This is a genomic window from Rathayibacter sp. VKM Ac-2929 (assembly GCF_022815495.1).
Classification (GTDB): domain Bacteria; phylum Actinomycetota; class Actinomycetes; order Actinomycetales; family Microbacteriaceae; genus Rathayibacter; species Rathayibacter festucae.
Genome location: NZ_JALGRV010000004.1, coordinates 521,982 through 538,450, shown reverse-complemented (window position 1 = coordinate 538,450; position 16,469 = coordinate 521,982). Strand labels below are relative to the sequence as shown.

Sequence of the window (16,469 nt, the reverse complement as noted above, 5' to 3'; positions counted from 1 at the left end):
CGTTCCGGGCTGATCGGCGTCGGCCCACTGCACCACGCTAAACCGCGTCCGGGCCCGCTGAGAGGGTCTGTCCCAACCCCTCGGAGGGGTGGCGCCGGTGCGGGTGACCGACTCCGACGGCGCGGTACGAGACGACGTCCCGCTGAGCTGCGACCCTCGATCTCTCCGCGACGAGGGCGACGCCGGTCAGAGGTTCTGCGTGAAGAAGTCGGCGAGCCGGTCCCACGGGATCAGGTCCACGCGGTCGTAAAGGTCGACGTGGCCCGCTCCCGGCACGATGTACAGCTCCTTCGGCTCCGCCGCCCGCTGGTAGGCGTCCTCACTGAAGTAGCGCGAGTTCGCGACCTCTCCATGGACGAGGAGAATCGGGCGGGGCGAGATCCACTCGATGCTCTCGAACGGATGGAACCGCATCAGCGCGCCGTTGCTCGTCAGCGACATCTCGGTCGTGGAGCGGGGGTGCTGCCCGCGCGGGGTGCGGTAGTAGTCGTAGAACTCTCGCGCGACGGCGGGCGAGTCGGCGGTGATCGTCTCGGGAGTGCCGAGCACGTACTCGGTCTCCTCGCCGCGGGCCTCCGCCCAGCGCTGGCGGCTCATGACGTCGACCTGCTCGCGGCGCTGCTCCTCCGTCATCGTGTCGCCGAGCGCCTGCCGACGGTCTCTACCCATGTCGTACATGCTCACGGTCGCGACGGCCTTCATCCGGGTGTCGGTCTGTGCCGCGGCGAGCGAGAATCCACCACTGCCGCAGACTCCGAGGACGCCGAGACGGTCAGCGTCGACGAGGCGGTGCAGTCCGAGGTAGTCGGCGGCCGCGCTGAAGTCCTCCACGAAGGCTTCGGGCGAGGCGATGAAGTGGGGCGTCCCGCCGCTCTCGCCGTTGTAGGACGCGTCGAAAGCGAGGGTGACGAAGCCGCGTGCCGCCAGGGTCTGCGCATAGAGCCCGGAGGTCTGCTCCTTCACGCCGCCGAACGGGTGGCCGACGATCAGCGCCCGGGACGGCGTCGAGGCGCTGACGCCTCGGGGTGAGTAGAGGTCGCCGACGAGCGTGAGACCGAGACGATTCGTGAAGGTCACCTTCTCGTGGTCGACGTCGGGGTCGCGCGGGAAGGTCTTGTCCCAGTCCTCCGTGGCAGTGCGCCCCTCCTGGGCCTCGCCGACGCCATCGGGCACCAGTCCGCCGAGGGCGGCCGCGCCCAGTGCGGCCGCTCCGCCCGCGCCGGCCAACGCGAGCAGGTGGCGACGGCGTAGTCCGCGCGGTCCGCGGTCCTCGGTCTCCGGTGTGGTCGTGTTCTGATCGCTCATGACGTCTCCTCGGTCGGGGGATCGGGGTCTAGCTCAGGTGGGCTGAGCTCTCAGTGAAGTGCGGTCGCGGAGCGGCCCGGGAGGGGTCCAGCAAGACGGGTTCCCGCAGAACCCCCCTCTTCTCGAGCGCCGCGACACCACCACTTCGGCGCATCGGCGGGGATTCCTGATGTCGCGGAGGTCACCCCCGTCCGCGAGGACCGTTCGAAAGTTCTCAGCCGGCGCACAGACAAGCGGCGCCGATACCACTGGTCGCCTCGATGAGGCGTGCAGTGACAGAGCCTCCCTCGCGGGCGCCAGTCCCCATAGCCTCGACATCCACCGCCACTCTCTCCACACCCCGCGAGGTACCTCCACGATGACGAATCCCGCCACGTCTCCCCCGTCCGCGAACACACGCACCCTCGGTCGTGACCTCGCGGTGTCGAGCATCGGCCTCGGCTGCATGACCATGACCGGCGGCTACAGCGGCCGCCCGGATCGAGAAGCCGTGATCGACGTGCTGCGAACCGCCGTCGAGCTCGGCGTCACCTTCTTCGACACGGCCGAGATCTACGGACCGCACCGGAACGAGGAGCTCCTCGGTGAGGCGCTCGCCCCCTTCCGCGGACGGGTCGCGATCGGGACGAAGTTCGCGATGCACGTGGATCCCGAGACGCGACGGCCCTCCGGGCGGATGCTCCGCCCGGAGGAGATCGTCACGGCTGTCGAAGGGTCGCTGCGCCGTCTGGGTGTCGAGCGCCTCGACCTCTACTATCAGCACCGGATCAATCCGGACCACCCGGTCGAGGACTACGCGGGCGCCGTGCGCGATCTGATCGACGCCGGCAAGGTCGCGCGATACGGCATGTCCGAGGCGGCCGAGGCGACGATCCGCCGTGCCCACGCCGTGCAGCCGGTGACCGCCGTGCAGAGCGAGTACTCGCTGTGGTGGCGCCGGCCCGAGGAGGGGGTGCTCGCTGCCTGTGCCGAGCTCGGCATCGGCTTCGTCCCCTACAGCCCGCTCGGGAAGGGGTTCCTCACCGGGACCATCGACACTGCCACGACCTTCGACGACGACGACCTCCGCGCCCGGATCCCGCGGTTCGCCGAGGAGGTCCGCGCGCAGAACCTCAGGCTCCTCACCGCGGTCACCCGGATCGCGTCTCGTCACGGATCGACACCGGCGCAGGTCGCGCTCGCCTGGCTGCTCTCCCGCAGCGAGTCGATCGTGCCGATCCCCGGCACGACGAAGAAGCACCGGCTCGTCGAGAACCTCGGCGCGGCCTCGATCGTGCTGGCTCCTGAGGACCTCGCGACCCTGTCCGCGCTGTCGTCCGGGATCGTCGGCGGTCGCTACCCGGCCGACCTCGAGGCGCAGACAGGGCTCTGACAGTCGGATCCCCGCCGAACCCGATGCCTCCCTCGCACCGGTCCGGGACGGAGTGGCCGCTGCTCGTGATCGAGTGCGACCTCTCCGTCCTCTCCCGCGGATCGTCCTCTCAGCCGGCGGTCTGCCCGCCGTCGACCACGAGCGTGTGCCCGACGGTGAAGGACGCCTCGTCGCTGCTCAGCCAGAGCACGGCGGCGGCGATCTCGTCCGCGCGGCCGAGACGCCCGATCGGCTCCTGCTCGACCATCGACTCCGAGTCGCCGTCGGTGACGCGTTCGATCATCGCCGTGTCGATCACGCCGGGCGCGACCGCGTTGACCCTGATGCCCGCGCCCACGTACTCGAGAGCAGCTGACTTGGACAGCCCGATGACCGCGTGCTTCGCGGCGGAGTAGCCCGCCTGCTCGGGGATGCCGACGACGCCGGCCCCGGAGGTCGTGTTGACGATCGCACCACCGCCGTGCGCCTCCATGTGCTGGATCTCGTGCTTCATGCAGAGGAACACCCCTCGCACGTCGACCGCGAACAGGCGGTCCCAGTCATCGACCTCGGTCTCGGCCAAAGCGGTGTTCGGCTGCTCGATCCCGGCGTTGTTGAAGGCGACGTGCAGGCCTCCCAGCTCGGAGACCGTGCGCGCGACGGCCGCCGCGACCTGCTCGGCGTCCGCGACGTCGCACTCGAGCGCGATCGCCGTTCCGCCTGCGGCCGCGATCTCCTCGCGGACGCCCTGCAGGCCGTCACCCGCCAGGTCGACGACGGCGACCTTCGCGCCTTCCCGGGCGTAGGCGAGCGCGGTCGCCCGTCCGATGCCGCTAGCAGCTCCGGTCACGAAGGCGACCTTCCCCGTGAATCGCTGTGCTGTGCTCATACTCGTTCGTCCTTCTCTTCTCAGGCCGGCCGGACCCGCGCGACCGTCTGGTCGTGCCGGTTCACGGCCCTTTCACTCTCGAAGTCAAGGTCGGATCGGAGCGGCTAGGCAGGGGTCTGACAGAGCCCCCCTGCGTCGCGAGGTCACCCTCGGGTCGCTGCGCGGAACGCCCTCGGCCTCGGCTGCGCCCATCGCTGCCTCCTCGGCGTCAGGTGGCCAACAGCCTCAGGATGTCGCGGACGTCAGTCACCGACTCGAGGGTGCGGAGGAGCTCGGCCGCGCGGTCGACCCGAGACGCCTTGAGCGGCGACGCAGAGGCGGCAGCGCACTCGGCGAACTTCACCGAGAGCTGCTCCCAGGTCAGTGGGTTCCGACTGCTCCCAGGGACGCTCGCGCCGACCCGTCTCGCCGTGCGCCCATCGCGCGTGACGATCTCGACCCGCCCCGCCGGAAGCACGTCCTTCCAGTCGAGAGCGGGATCCGGAACCGGCGTCACCCGCTGCGCCATCGCCAGGACGGCCGGGTCGCGCAGACTCTCCTGCGTGAAGTCGCGCAGGCCCACCCCACCCCTGACGGCCGCCAGTGCGACCAGGAACGGCAGGCTGAACTTCGCATCGGCGACCGACGACGGATTCCTCCTGCTGGCGAGCGGCCTGCACATCACGGCGTGGTAGTCCCCCACGTGCACGCGCAAGGACTCGATACCGTCGGCCGCGATGCCCAGTTCGTCAATCAGCTGCAGCGTCGCGTGGATGTGGCTGTGCGACGTCCCGACGGACGGCCAGAGCTTGTAGAGCGTGCCGCAGCCGCGGAGATCCGTGCCGAGGTCGCGGAGGATCGCCTCTCGGTCGTACTCGCCGCGGAAGTACGTCGCGAGCACCCCGGACTCCCCCTCGAACAGCTCCGGGACGCCGGAGAGTCCTCGCTGCGCCAGGAGCACCGAGGTGACCGCACCCCGCGCCGAGAACGCGGCGTACATCCCGCGCAGGTCGCTCCCGCTGCCGGCGATCATGTTCATGACCCCGCTCGAATGCATGCTGGCGATGCCCAGTGCGTGCTCGATGCGCTCAGCCGAGAGCCCCAGCACCCGGCCCGAGGCCGCCGTCGCCGCATAGACGCCGAGCACCGACGACAGATTCCAGTCCTTCCGCCAGCCGACGTGTCGGCGCAGCCGAGCGAAGAAGTCCTGACCCACAGCGACGGCAGTCATAAGTGTCGCGCCGGACACGCCGCCGACGCGCTCTGCCAGCGCGAGCGTCGCGGGCACGATCGAGCTCGCGGCATGCTGGCCCCACGGGGTCTGGTCGTCGAAGTCGAGCGCGTGCGCGAGCGCTCCGTTGACGAACGCCGCGTCCGCCGAGGCCGCTCGACCCCCGTAGCCGAGCACTGTCGCTTCGGAGCCGGACCCCTCGCGGACGAGCGCGAGGACGCTGCGAGCTGCGGGTTCGAGACCGGAGGCGGCCAGGCTCACTCCGATCGTGTCGAGGATGCTCTTCTTCGCGGCCTCCGCCGCCTCCGCAGGCAGGGCCGCCGGGTCGATCCCGGCAGCGAGGTGGGCGAAGTGACGAGCGAGATCGTCCGAGAGGGCGGGAGTCACTCGCCGCTGCTTCGGAGGGGAAGGCCGATGGACCTGATCTCGGTGTAGGCGTCCAGGCCCTCACGACCGTTCTCGCGCCCGATCCCGCTCGCCTTGAATCCGCCATTGGGTGCCACCACTCCCGCGGGGTTGCCGTCGACCTCGACGGTGCCGGTGCGCAGCCGTCGCGCCAAAGCGACTCCGCGCTCGATGTCCGCCGTGTACACGGCGCCGCTCAGCCCGTACGTGGAGTCGTTGGCGATGGCGATCGCCTGATCCTCATCGGAGTAGGCGATCACTGACAGGACCGGGCCGAAGATCTCCTCCTGCGCGATCCGCATGCCGGGGTCGACTCCGGTGAAGACCGTCGGCTCGACGTACCAGCCTCGGTCGAAGCCGGCTGGCCGGCCGCCGCCCACAGCGAGCTTCGCGCCCTGCTCGCGTCCGCTCGCGATGTACGACTCCACGATGTCCCGCTGCCGGCGGCTCACCATCGGCCCGATCTGAGTGGCCGCGTCGAGCGGATCGCCGACGGGCATCGACGCGATCATCGCGACCAGACGCTCGGTGAACTCCGGAAGGCGCCGCTCCGACACCAGGAGGCGCGTCTTGAGGCTGCAGACCTGGCCGCTGTTGCGGAACGACCCGAGCCGGAGCTTCTCGACGGTGCGCTCGAGATCGGCGTCGTCGAGCACGATCCCCGCCGACTTGCCGCCGAGCTCGAGCGTCACCCGGCGAAGGGCCTGGCCGCAGAGCGACGCGATGCGCCTGCCGGCGGCGGTGGATCCGGTGAAGGCGACCTTGTCGACTCCGGGGTGTGTGACGAGGTGCTCGCTGACCTCCCGCTCGGCCACGCAGACGTTGAACGCCCCGGCCGGCAGCCCGGCGTCGCTCAGCAGCTGCGCGAGGAAGTACGCGTCGAGCGGAGTTTCGGGCGAGGGCTTGAGGATCACGGTGCAGCCGGCCAGCAGCGCGGGCACCATCTTCTGGACCGCGGCGACGAGCGGCATGTTCCACGGGACGACGGCCGCGACGACGCCGACCGGCTCTCGGGTCACCAGCGCTCGCGTTCGATCGGTCGTCCGCTCAGTCTCGAACGGGTAGCTGTCGGCCAGGTCGAGGAACGCCGCGATCACGGCGCTCGCGTTGCCGACCTGGATCGCTCGCGACTGGGTGATGGGCGAGCCCATCTCATCGGTGATCAACCGGGCGAGCTCGTCGCCGTGCCGGAGCAGCCCCTCCTCCAGGCGGCGGAGGACCGCGACGCGATCCGCGAGCGGGAGTCGAGGCCACGGCCCGGAGTCGAAGGCCTCGCGGGCGGCGCCGACGGCTCGGTCGACCGCCTCGACATCGGCGGCGGGCACAGAGGCGAACTCCTGCTCGCTCACGGGAGAGACGACGGAGATACGGTCGGGCGACGAGGGCGCCCACCACTCTCCTCCGATGAACATCCGGTCGGAATATCGTTGCAACGACATGCGCTGCCTCTCGGTCGGGGAGCGAGCTCAGCTAGATATTGCTAAATAGATCCCGCAGTTCAGGATATCTGCGATTGCCTTGGTGCCTCAAGGCTGCCAGTGGCGGAATCGACGGTCGACGTGCCGCTCGCGCGAGGGAGGATCGCCCCGCAGCACGGCCAGAATCGCTCGTGAGTGCATCCGATACTGTGAGACTTCCAGCAGGAAAGTAGGGAGACCGGCATGACACAGGTGGCTCCGTCGTTCAACGCCCTCTCTGATTCCTCCGACGGCGCCGGCAGCCTGGCTCGGATGCTGGCGATCCTGGAGCTCTACACCGAGGAGCAGCCGGTGTGGTCGACCGCCGACCTGATCACGGCGCTCGACGCCTCACGCTCGACCGGCTACCGGTACATCAAGACACTGCACGACGCGGGCCTCCTCACCGCCGTGAAGAACGGCTACTACCGGCTCGGCCCTCGCATCATCGAGATGGATCTGCAGATCCGCCAGACCGACCCCCTGCTGCTCGCCAGTCACGGAGTGCTCGAAGATCTGGTCGAGAAGATCGGCCACTCGGCGCTGCTGTGCACCGCCTTCCGCGACTCGGTCCTGTGCGTCGCGGAGTACCGCGCCCCCCTGAGCCCGGCGAACCGCTTCAGTCGGGGGCAGCGGCGTCCGCTCTTCCAGGGCGCGGTGTCGAAGGTGATCATGGCCCACTTCCCGCACCATCGCCTCAAGGCGATCTACCCGCGCCAGAGCGCGCAGATCGAGGCCGCGGGCCTCGGCAGCGACTGGGGCGAGTTCCGAGCCGCGCTGGGCCAGATCAAGAAGGACGGCTATCTCGTCACCCGCGGAGAGTTCAACCCGGGAGTCTGGGGCTGCGCTGCGCCGATCCTGACCGAGCGGAAGACCGTCCTCGGGAGCGTCGGAGTGGCGTGGGACGAGAACGAGCGCCGCGACGTCGAAATGGGGCAGGCGATCCTCGCCGTCAGGGAAGCTGCCGAGACCATCTCAGAGCGACTCGGCGACGCGGACGTCCTGCTCTGAGGTCGAGGCGGATCGCGGCTCGGTCGACATGACGATGCCGCGGAGTCGTGAGACCCCGCGGCACCGTCATCGTGCGACTTCCCCTCAGAAGCGGTGCAAGACCGTCCGCAGGAAGGTCGTCGGCTCGACGGCCTCGAGCGCGACGGGGCCCTCATTGGCGAGGAACTCGTACCCGGTTTCGGGTCCGTAGGTGTCGCCCTTGGCCGTCACCTTCCCGTCGATCTGGAAGAGGATCTCGATCGAGTCGAACTGGCCGGCCTCGTAGACGGCTCCTGCCTCCAGGCGGAGGAAGCCGATGCGGAGGTCGCGCTCGGTGAAGCGGCCGAGCCATTTCTCCTCGACCCCTTCGGCACCCTGGGGTGTCCAGGCGTAGGCCTCCGGGTCCATCGCGATCACGTCGGTGTAGCGCGGGGGCGCGAACTCGAGAGGGTGGCCCATCGCGTGCTCGAAGATCGCCTGAGATCCGTCGACGCTCTGCTCCACGCCGTTCTCGTCGGTGAAGTAGTAGAGGCCCTTCTTGAACTCGCCTTTCTCATTGAGCTCGGCATTGGTGGCCTCGCGCTGAGCGACGCTGAGGTAGCCGCCGCCGCTGGCGCCGCCGCTCTGCAGCACCATCGTGCGCAGGCCCTCGGCGCGTTCCTGGGGTCCGTAGTGGACGCTCTCGGGGAAGTAGCCGACCCAGCCCTCCTCGAGGACCTCGGTCTCGGTGTAGGGGAGCTTCCCCTTGATCACGTAGCGGATCTGATCGAAGGTGTGGCGGTGACGCGGGGTGCGCCATCCGCCGCCACCGGTCTGACCCATGTTGAGGTCGTAGTTGTTCGGCGAGCCGTCCTCGCCGAACAGCAGGTGCTTCTGCTCCAGTACTCCTTCGCGCATGGTGCCGACCTTCTCGACGTCGGTGTCCGCTGCTTTGCTCACGCGCATGTCTGCTCCTTCACGAATCGATGCACCCCCCGGCGAGAGCCGATGGTCTGCGATGTCCGGCCCCCTCCTGCTCCGGGAGCCGAGGTGCCGCTGATTGACAGTATCCCAGATGACGGGATATGTTCAATGGCAGAAGCGAGGTCGCTTCCGAACCGTCTCCGACTCGGAGGCGGTGCGCGGAAGGGAACGGCGCTAGAGACCTCTTCCATTCGCACACCAGCCCTCCGAGGATTGACGATGACGACGATTCCGCTCACTCACACCCCTCAGGACTCGGGAGTCCCCGCCTCCGCTCGCGACTTCAGCGTGGAGGGACGAGTGGTGATCATCACCGGCGCCGCTCAGGGCATCGGCCGCGAGCTCGCCCGCCAGTTCGCGGCGGCAGGCGCGCTCAGTGTGGTGGCCGACCTGGACCTCGCGAAGGCGCAGTCGGTGGTCGGCGAGATCGAGAGCGTCGGGGGCAGTGCTCTCGCGGTCCGGGTGGACGTCTCGGACGAGCCGTCGGTGACCGCGATGGTCGCGTCCGTCCTCGAGAGGTGGGGCCGGGTCGACGTGCTGATCAACAACGCCTCAATCTTCGCGACGATCGAGAAGGCCCCGTTCGATCAGATCCCCCTGGCGAAGTGGGAGCAGGTGCTCGACGTCAACATCACCGGGAGCTACCTCTGCGCCCGCGCCGTGGCCGCCCCGATGCGCGACGCCGGATTCGGCCGCATCATCAACGTCTCCTCCGACGCCGTGACCAACGGCACCGTCGACTACCTGCACTACGTCACCTCGAAGTCGGCGGTCATCGGCATGACCAACTCGCTGGCGCGCGAGCTCGGCCCCTTCGGCATCACGGTCAACTGCATCCGCCCGGGAAGCGTCGCGACCGAGGTCGAGCGCACCGTCAACCCGACCGTCGCCGTGCGCGAGCGCGCCGCCTCGCGGCAGTGCATCCCCCGCGGAATGGTCCCCACCGACCTGGTCGGGATCATGATCTTCCTCTCCGCCGCGGCATCGGCGTTCATCACGGGCCAGACCATCGCCTGCGACGGCGGCTACACCCACAGCAGCTGACGCCCGCTGCAGCCGCCCCCGCCACGTCCCGCCCGTCCCGAGGAGGACCACGCTCATGAAGCAGTACCCGCATCTCTACATCGACGGCCGCTGGGTCGAGCCGATCACCCCGCGCACCACCGACCTCATCGACCCGACGCGTGAGGAGCCGTTCGCACGCGTCGCGCTCGGCGGCTCAGCCGATGCCGATCTCGCGGTCGCCGCCGCGCGCCGCGCCTTCGATACCTTCTCGGTCACCTCGGTCGAGGAGCGCATCGCCCTCATCGACCGAGTGATCGAGGTGTACGAGTCGTACGAGGAGGAGTTCTCGCAGCTCATCGCTCGCGAAGTCGGGATCCCGGTCGGCAATCGCGCCCAGGTCGCCGGCCCCGCGGAGCACATGCGGGTGGCGCGCGACATCCTCCGCGACTACCCCTTCGAGTCGCGCGTCGGCCGTGCCATCGTGCGCCGTGAGCCCATCGGCGTCTGCGCTCTGATCTCGCCGTGGAACTGGCCGGTGCAGACCGGCGTGATCAAGGCGATCTACGGCCTCGCCGCCGGTTGCACCATCGTCGCCAAGCCCAGCGTCGTCTCAGCCGCGAGCGGGGCACTCCTCGCCCGGGTGATGCACGAGGCCGGAGTGCCCGCGGGCGTGTTCAACCTCGTCAACGGCCCGGGCCGCGAGGTCGGCGACACCCTCTCGCGCCACCCCGACGTCGACATGATCTCGTTCACCGGCTCCACGGCCGCCGGCGCCCAGGTCGGCGCCGCCGCCTCCGCCACGGTGAAGCGCGTGTGCCTCGAGCTCGGCGGGAAATCGGCGAACATCGTGCTCCCCGACGCCGACCTCGAGCAGGCCGCCCGCTGGAACATCCAGCGCGGCTTCTTCAACGCCGGCCAGTCCTGCCACGCCCCGACGCGGATGCTCGTGCACGAGAGCCGGATCGACGAGGTCGTGCCGTTCCTCGTCGACGAGGCCCGGCGCTTCGTCCTCGGTGACCCGCTCGACGAGTCGACCACCATGGGTCCGATGGTCAGCGCCGCCCAGCGCGACTCCGTCCGCGCGCACATCCGGAGCGGCCTCGACGAGGGCGCGCAGCTCGTCACCGGCGGCCTCGATCACCCCGAGGGCCTGGAGCGCGGATACTTCGTGCAGCCCACCGTGTTCGTCGGAGTCACCCCCGACATGACGATCGCCCGCGAAGAGATCTTCGGACCCGTGCTGGCCGTTCTGCCCTACCGCGACGAGGAGGAGGCCGTGCGCATCGCCAACGACTCCCCCTACGGCCTCGCCGGCTTCGTCTTCGCCGGGGAGGCGGAGGACGCCCGGCGCATCGCGAACAGCCTCCGTGCCGGCCGCATCAGCTGGAACGGCGCGGCGACCGACTCCTACGCCCCCATGGGCGGCTACAAGCAGTCCGGGACCGGCCGCTCGATGGGCCGGTTCGGGTTCGAGGAGTACCTCGAGGTCAAATCCGAGTACGGCTTCGACGACGAAGCGCAGACTCTGCCGACGCCCTTCGGCTGAGAACCCCGATCAGGAGATCACCCCACCATGAACGACGACGTCCCCCGCATCCTCGTCAACCGCGCGAAAGACAAGCTGAGCAAGGGCGAGACGGTGTACTCGATGACCGTCCGGCTCGTCCGGACCGTCGACATCGCCTCCATCGCCGCGACGGCGGGGTTCGACTCCGTCTACATCGACCTGGAGCACAGCAGCGTCTCCCTCGAGGACGCCGGCCAGATCTGCATGGCCTGCAACGCCCTCGGAGTCACTCCCCTGGTCCGGGTCCCCGGACTCGACGCTCCCCTCATCGCCCGAGTCATGGACTCGGGGGCGATGGGCATCATCCTGCCCGGCGTGCAGTCGGCCGAGGAGGCGCGTGCGCTGGTGCGCGCCGTCAAGCACGTGCCGGTCGGCGAGCGCTCGCTCGCGGGTGCGGCGCCCCAGCTGAACTACCGGACCTACCCGCCCGAGCAGGTCATCCGCGAGATCGACGGCGCCTCCCTCGTCGTCGCGATGATCGAGTCGCGTGTGGGCCTGGAGGCCGTGGAGGAGATCGCGGCCGTCGACGGCGTCGACATGCTGCTGGTCGGCGCGAACGATCTCAGCGTCGAGCTCGGCGTCGCCGGGCAGATGGACCATCCGTCCGTGCACGAGGCCTACCTGCGGGTGATCGCCGCCTGCAAGGCCTCCGGCACCGCGATCGGCATCGGCGGGCTCGGCGGATGGCCGGAGCTCATCGAGAAGTACCTCGACCTCGGGGCGAGCTACGTCTCGACCGGGAACGACATCTCGTTCCTTCTGAGCGCGGCGACCGCGAAGCGCCGGCAGTTCGAGGATCAGGCATGACCGGAGGAGCACGCGCATGAAGGTCTGCGTGTACGGCGCGGGCGCCGTCGGCGGCCACCTCGCCGGGCGTCTCGCGTCCAGCGCGGTCGAGGTGTCGCTGATCGCCCGTGGAGAGAGCCTCGCCGCGGTCCGCGAGAACGGGCTGCGGGTCGAGACCCGCGAGGGGACGCTGCTCTCGCATCCGCTCGCCACCGACCGACCGCAGGATCTGGAACCGCAGGACGTCGTCGTCGTCGCGGTCAAGGCCCCGGCCCTGCCGAGCATCGCCGAGAACCTGGCCCCCCTGCTCGCGGCCGACGGCGTCGTGCTGTTCGTGACCAACGGGGTGCCGTGGTGGTACTTCCGCTCACACGGCGGTCCCCTCGAGGGGACGCCCCTCCCCCGCCTCGATCCGGGCGGCGTTCTCGGCACGCAGCTCGCAGCCGAGCAGATCGTCGGAGCCGTCGCCTACACCGCCTGCACGGCCGTCGCACCCGGCGTCATCCAAGCCGAGAACCCGCGCAACCGGCTGGTGATCGGCCGGCCCGACGGGCGGGACGACCCTCGTCTCGCTGCGTTCGCCTCGGCGTTCGACGGCAGCGGTCTCGAGGTGTCGGCCACTGCGTCGATCCGGGACGCCGTCTGGAAGAAGCTCGCGATGAACATGATCGGAGGCTCGCTGGGCGTGCTCACCGCTTCGGCCATGCAGGACGCTCTCGCCGCCCCCACCGTCGCCGCTCTCGCCGAGTCGATGGCCGCTGAGGCCGGTGCCGTTGCACGGGCTCTCGGCTGTGACCCGGGCGACACCGGCGCGGGCGTCGCACACCTGAAGACGTCGCACCACGTGCAGAGCGTCGTGCAGGATCTGCTGTCCGGTCGCGCGATGGAGGTGGACGCGCTCTTCCGCGTCCCTCTCGAACTCGCTGACCTCGCGGGGGTCGACACTCCCGCCCTCTCGCTCGTCATCGAGCTCGCCGTCCAGCGGGCCCGTGCCGCGGGCCTCTACCGCGACGCCGTCCCGGCGTGACTCGCCACCGTTCCCGCACGATCGAAGGAGATCCCGACATGACTGAGAAGACCCGCGCATGAAGGCCGTGGTGTTCCTCGGCGAAGGCGAGCTCGAGCTGCGCGACTACCCCGATCCGGTTCCCGGACCGGACGAGGTGGTCCTCCGTGTCAAGGCGTCGGGGATGTGCGGAAGCGACCTGCACCACCTCCGCGGGCCGCGCCGCTCCGCGTCCGAGCAGGTCATCGAAGGCCACGAGCCGTGCGGAGTGGTCGAGCTCGTCGGCGACGCGGTGCGCCCGAGCGAGGCCCGCGTCGGCGACCGCGTCATGGTGCACCACTACGACGGCTGCCGCACCTGTCGGTTCTGCCGCTCCGGCTGGACCCAGTACTGCCCGAACGGACGCACGGTGTTCGGCGGGCTCGACGGCGACGGCGCGCACGCGGACTTCATGAAGGTCCCCGCGCACACGCTCATCCGGTTGCCCGACTCGCTCTCCTTCACCACCGGAGCGGCGATCTCGTGCGGCACGGGGACCGCGTGGGGCGCCCTGCAGCGCGTCGAGCTGACAGCCGTCGACACCGTGGTGGTCTTCGGGCAGGGTCCCGTCGGGCTCAGCTGCACGATGCTCGCCAAGGCGCTCGGCGCTCGCGTGATCGCGGTGGACGTCGACGCCTCCCGGCTCGCCATGGCCGCGTCGTTCGGCGCCGACCACCTGGTCGACTCGAGTGCGACCGACGCCGTGACCGCGATCCGCGCCCTCACCCGCGACGGCGCGGGGGCGGACAAGGCGATCGAGTGCAGCGCCGTCTCGGCCGTGCGCCGTCAGGCGATCCAGTCCGTCCGTCCGTGGGGCACGGCCTGCATGGTCGGCGTCTTCGGCTCGTTCGACCTCGACAGCGACGAGCTCATCCACCGGCACAAGACGATCCTCGGCTCCCTCACCTTCAGCAAGAACCAGCAGGAGGAGTGCGCCCTCTTCGTCGCCGAGCGCGGCCTGGACGTCGAGTCCCTGTTCACCGACGACTTCCGGCTGGAGGACGCCGAGCGCGCCTACGACCTCTTCGACCGCCGCCAGATCGGCAAAGGCGTCTTCCTCTTCGACTGAGCGACGCTCCAGACCACAGGACGCTCCAGATCACTGGATGCTCCGGACCACTGTGAAAGGACTGTCATGACCACCACCCACGGCGACTTCCCCCTCGGCGACGAGGCGCGCCGCTTCCTCGAGCGTCCCGAGCACTTCCTCGTCATCGACGGCGAGCTGGTCCCCGCCGCCTCGGGGCAGACCCTGTCCACCGTCTCCCCCTCCAGCGGAGAGGTGCTCGCGCGCTTCTCGTCGGGCGACGCCTCCGACATCGACCGCGCAGTCGCCGCCGCCCGCGCCGCGTTCGAGGGCGAGTGGAGCGCCTGGACCCCCTATCAGCGCCAGGCGCTGCTCCACCGCGTCGCTGCCGTTCTGGAGGAGCGGTTCGAGGAGCTGGCGCAGATCGAGTCGCTCGACATGGGCACGCCAATCGCCCGAGTGCGCGCCTCGAAGGCGACCATGAAGAAGATGCTCGCGTTCTTCGCCGCCCAGGCGCTGACCATCTCGGGCGAGACGCTGATGAACGGCCTGCCCGGCGACGTCGCCACGATGACCTTCAAGGCACCGGTCGGCGTGATCGGCGGGATCATTCCGTGGAACGGCCCGCTGAACAGCCAGCTCTGGATCATCGGCGCGGTCCTCGCCAGCGGCTGCACGGCCGTGCTGAAGCCCGCGCAGTACGCGTCGCTGTCGGTGCTGCGTGTCGCAGAGATCCTCCTCGAGGCCGGCGTCCCCGCCGGCGTCGTGAACGTCGTCACCGGCAGGGGCAGCGAGGCGGGAACCGCGCTCGCGGCGCACACCGACGTCGACCGGGTGGCCTTCACGGGCTCGACCGAGACTGGTCGCCGGATCATCGAGGCGTCCACCTCGAACATCAAGAAGCTCCAGCTCGAGCTCGGCGGCAAGTCGGCCGACATAGTCTGCGTGGACGCCGACCTCGACACCGCGGTGCCGGCTGTCGCCATGGGCGTCTTCGCGAACTCCGGGCAGATCTGCTACGCCGGCACCCGCGTGCTCGTGCAGCGCTCGATCGTCGACGAGTTCACGAAGCGCCTACTGGCTTACGTCGAGGGGCTCCGCGTCGGGCACAGCCTCGACGACTCCGCCGCCCTCGGGCCGGTCATCTCGGAGTCCCAGCTGGACACCGTGCTGTCCTACGTCGAGATCGGCGTCGCAGAGGGAGCCGAGCTCCTCTCCGGCGGCAACCGGCTGACCGAAGGAATGGGGAACGGCTACTTCATGGAGCCGACCGTCTTCGGCGGAGTGTCCAACAGCATGCGCATCGCGCAGGAGGAGATCTTCGGCCCGGTGCTGTCGATCCTGCCCTTCGACGACGTCGATGAGGCCATCGCCATCGCCAATGACAGCGAGTACGGCCTCGGCGGAGCGGTCTGGTCGCAGAGCATCTCGACCGCGCTGCGCGTCGTCCGCGGAGTGCACACCGGAACGATGTGGGTGAACTGCTACGGACTCGTCGACCCGATGGTCGGGTTCAGCGGCACGAAGACGAGCGGATACGGAGCCAAGGGCACCGCCGCGCACCTCGACACCTACCTCTACACCAAGAGCGTCTACATCCAGCTCTGATCGCGGGCGTCCGGGGCAGTCCTACCCGGTCCTAGTAAGCGGTCGCCCTGCCGTCGGCGAGTTGCAGAATCCAATACTGCGGGATATTGTCATCCCGTTGTGAATCGAAGGAGATCACCATGTCGAAGAAGATCGCGATCCTGCACACGAGCTTCGTGTTCGTCTCAGTGGAGCCGGTGATCAACGATCTCATCGCCGAGCTCATCCCCGATGCCGAAGTCCTGCACTTCGTCGACTCGGACGTCCTCGCCACTGTCGTCCGCGAGCAGGGCATCTCCCCCAAGAGCGAAGCCCGCATGGTGCACCTCGCCAAGGCAGCCGAGGACGCGGGCGCCGACATCATCTTCTCGGCGTGCTCCTCCCTCGGCCCAGCGCTCGACGTCGCCGCGCAGAACGTGCACACGCCCGTCCTGAAGATCGACGAGGCGATGGCCCTGCTGGCCGCCCAGCAGGGCACCCGCATCGGCGTCCTGGCCACCGTGCCCACGACGCTGGGGCCGACGTCGGACCTCATCCAGGCAGCGGCCGACGGGATCGGCCGCGAGGTCGCCCTCGAGCAGCGTCTCTGCGCCGGCGCGTTCGACACGCTGATGGCGGGCGACCGAGAGGAGCACGACGCGATGATCCTCGAGCAGGCGCTCGACCTCGCGCGGACGGTCGACCTGATCGTGCTGGCCCAGGCCTCGATGTCGCGACTGGCGCCCGCGCTCCAGGAGAAGACCGGACTTACCGTCCTCGCAAGCCCGCGCATCGGTGTCGACCTGCTCGCTCAGCGCGTCGCCGAACTCGCCGTCTGACACTCCCCCTGTGCTCCGGCGGCGCGCACTGACGCGCGCCGCCTCCGATCCGAGAAGGACCCCG

General features: G+C 69.6%; 14 protein-coding genes. 9 read left to right on the top strand and 5 right to left on the bottom strand.

Going from position 1 to position 16,469, the window contains the following annotated elements; translation table 11 throughout:
* Window positions 1-186: 186 nt before the first annotated feature.
* Window positions 187-1,305, bottom strand: coding sequence for an alpha/beta hydrolase (locus MT355_RS15135; protein ID WP_243600163.1), 1,119 nt, complete (start codon window positions 1,303-1,305; stop codon window positions 187-189).
* A gap of 358 nt (window positions 1,306-1,663) precedes the next feature.
* Here MT355_RS15135 and MT355_RS15130 point away from each other — a divergent pair, with 358 nt between their 5' ends.
* Window positions 1,664-2,677, top strand: coding sequence for an aldo/keto reductase (locus MT355_RS15130; protein ID WP_243600162.1), 1,014 nt, complete (start codon window positions 1,664-1,666; stop codon window positions 2,675-2,677).
* 109 nt (window positions 2,678-2,786) lie between these two features.
* Here the strand turns inward: MT355_RS15130 and MT355_RS15125 are convergent, their stop codons facing one another.
* The 3 genes from MT355_RS15125 to MT355_RS15115 all read right to left on the bottom strand — a co-directional run bounded on the left by MT355_RS15125 (window position 2,787) and on the right by MT355_RS15115 (window position 6,572).
* Window positions 2,787-3,545, bottom strand: a complete 759-nt coding sequence (locus tag MT355_RS15125) for an SDR family NAD(P)-dependent oxidoreductase (protein ID WP_243600161.1) — start codon at window positions 3,543-3,545, stop codon at window positions 2,787-2,789.
* Between the two features lie 208 nt (window positions 3,546-3,753).
* On the bottom strand, window positions 3,754-5,142 hold the full coding sequence (locus tag MT355_RS15120) for an MmgE/PrpD family protein (RefSeq protein WP_243600160.1): 1,389 nt from the start codon (window positions 5,140-5,142) through the stop codon (window positions 3,754-3,756).
* Complete coding sequence (locus MT355_RS15115; protein ID WP_279392501.1) at window positions 5,139-6,572, bottom strand: aldehyde dehydrogenase; 1,434 nt, start codon at window positions 6,570-6,572, stop codon at window positions 5,139-5,141. The genes MT355_RS15120 and MT355_RS15115 overlap by 4 nt, the downstream gene beginning before the upstream one ends.
* A 249-nt stretch (window positions 6,573-6,821) precedes the next feature.
* On the opposite strand from MT355_RS15115, the gene MT355_RS15110 reads away from it, so the two are divergent.
* On the top strand, window positions 6,822-7,628 hold the full coding sequence (locus tag MT355_RS15110; protein ID WP_243600158.1) for an IclR family transcriptional regulator: 807 nt from the start codon (window positions 6,822-6,824) through the stop codon (window positions 7,626-7,628).
* An 84-nt stretch (window positions 7,629-7,712) separates the two neighbouring features.
* Here MT355_RS15110 and MT355_RS15105 read toward each other — a convergent pair whose 3' ends face one another.
* On the bottom strand, window positions 7,713-8,552 hold the full coding sequence (locus tag MT355_RS15105) for a hypothetical protein (RefSeq protein WP_243600157.1): 840 nt from the start codon (window positions 8,550-8,552) through the stop codon (window positions 7,713-7,715).
* A 237-nt stretch (window positions 8,553-8,789) separates the two neighbouring features.
* Here MT355_RS15105 and MT355_RS15100 point away from each other — a divergent pair, with 237 nt between their 5' ends.
* The 7 genes from MT355_RS15100 (at window position 8,790) to MT355_RS15070 (ending at window position 16,405) form a co-directional block, all read left to right on the top strand.
* Window positions 8,790-9,614 carry an SDR family NAD(P)-dependent oxidoreductase gene (locus MT355_RS15100; RefSeq protein ID WP_243600156.1) on the top strand — a complete coding sequence of 275 codons (825 nt, stop codon included), beginning with the start codon at window positions 8,790-8,792 and terminating at the stop codon, window positions 9,612-9,614.
* 55 nt (window positions 9,615-9,669) lie between these two features.
* Entirely contained in the window at window positions 9,670-11,121 is a 1,452-nt protein-coding gene (locus MT355_RS15095) for an aldehyde dehydrogenase family protein (RefSeq protein ID WP_243600155.1), read from the top strand.
* Window positions 11,122-11,148: 27 nt separating this feature from the next.
* Window positions 11,149-11,949, top strand: a complete 801-nt coding sequence (locus tag MT355_RS15090; protein ID WP_243600154.1) for an HpcH/HpaI aldolase/citrate lyase family protein — start codon at window positions 11,149-11,151, stop codon at window positions 11,947-11,949.
* Between the two features lie 16 nt (window positions 11,950-11,965).
* A complete protein-coding gene (locus tag MT355_RS15085; RefSeq protein WP_243600153.1) occupies window positions 11,966-12,955 on the top strand; it encodes a ketopantoate reductase family protein in 990 nt (329 codons plus the stop codon).
* Between the two features lie 58 nt (window positions 12,956-13,013).
* The gene (locus MT355_RS15080; protein WP_243600152.1) at window positions 13,014-14,042 is read left to right on the top strand and encodes a zinc-binding dehydrogenase; all 1,029 of its coding nucleotides are present in this window, start codon (window positions 13,014-13,016) and stop codon (window positions 14,040-14,042) included.
* A gap of 66 nt (window positions 14,043-14,108) precedes the next feature.
* Window positions 14,109-15,608 carry an aldehyde dehydrogenase gene (locus tag MT355_RS15075; RefSeq protein WP_243600151.1) on the top strand — a complete coding sequence of 500 codons (1,500 nt, stop codon included), beginning with the start codon at window positions 14,109-14,111 and terminating at the stop codon, window positions 15,606-15,608.
* A gap of 119 nt (window positions 15,609-15,727) precedes the next feature.
* Window positions 15,728-16,405 (top strand): aspartate/glutamate racemase family protein, encoded by a 678-nt coding sequence (locus tag MT355_RS15070; protein ID WP_243600150.1) that lies wholly within the window; start codon window positions 15,728-15,730, stop codon window positions 16,403-16,405.
* Window positions 16,406-16,469: the final 64 nt, after the last annotated feature.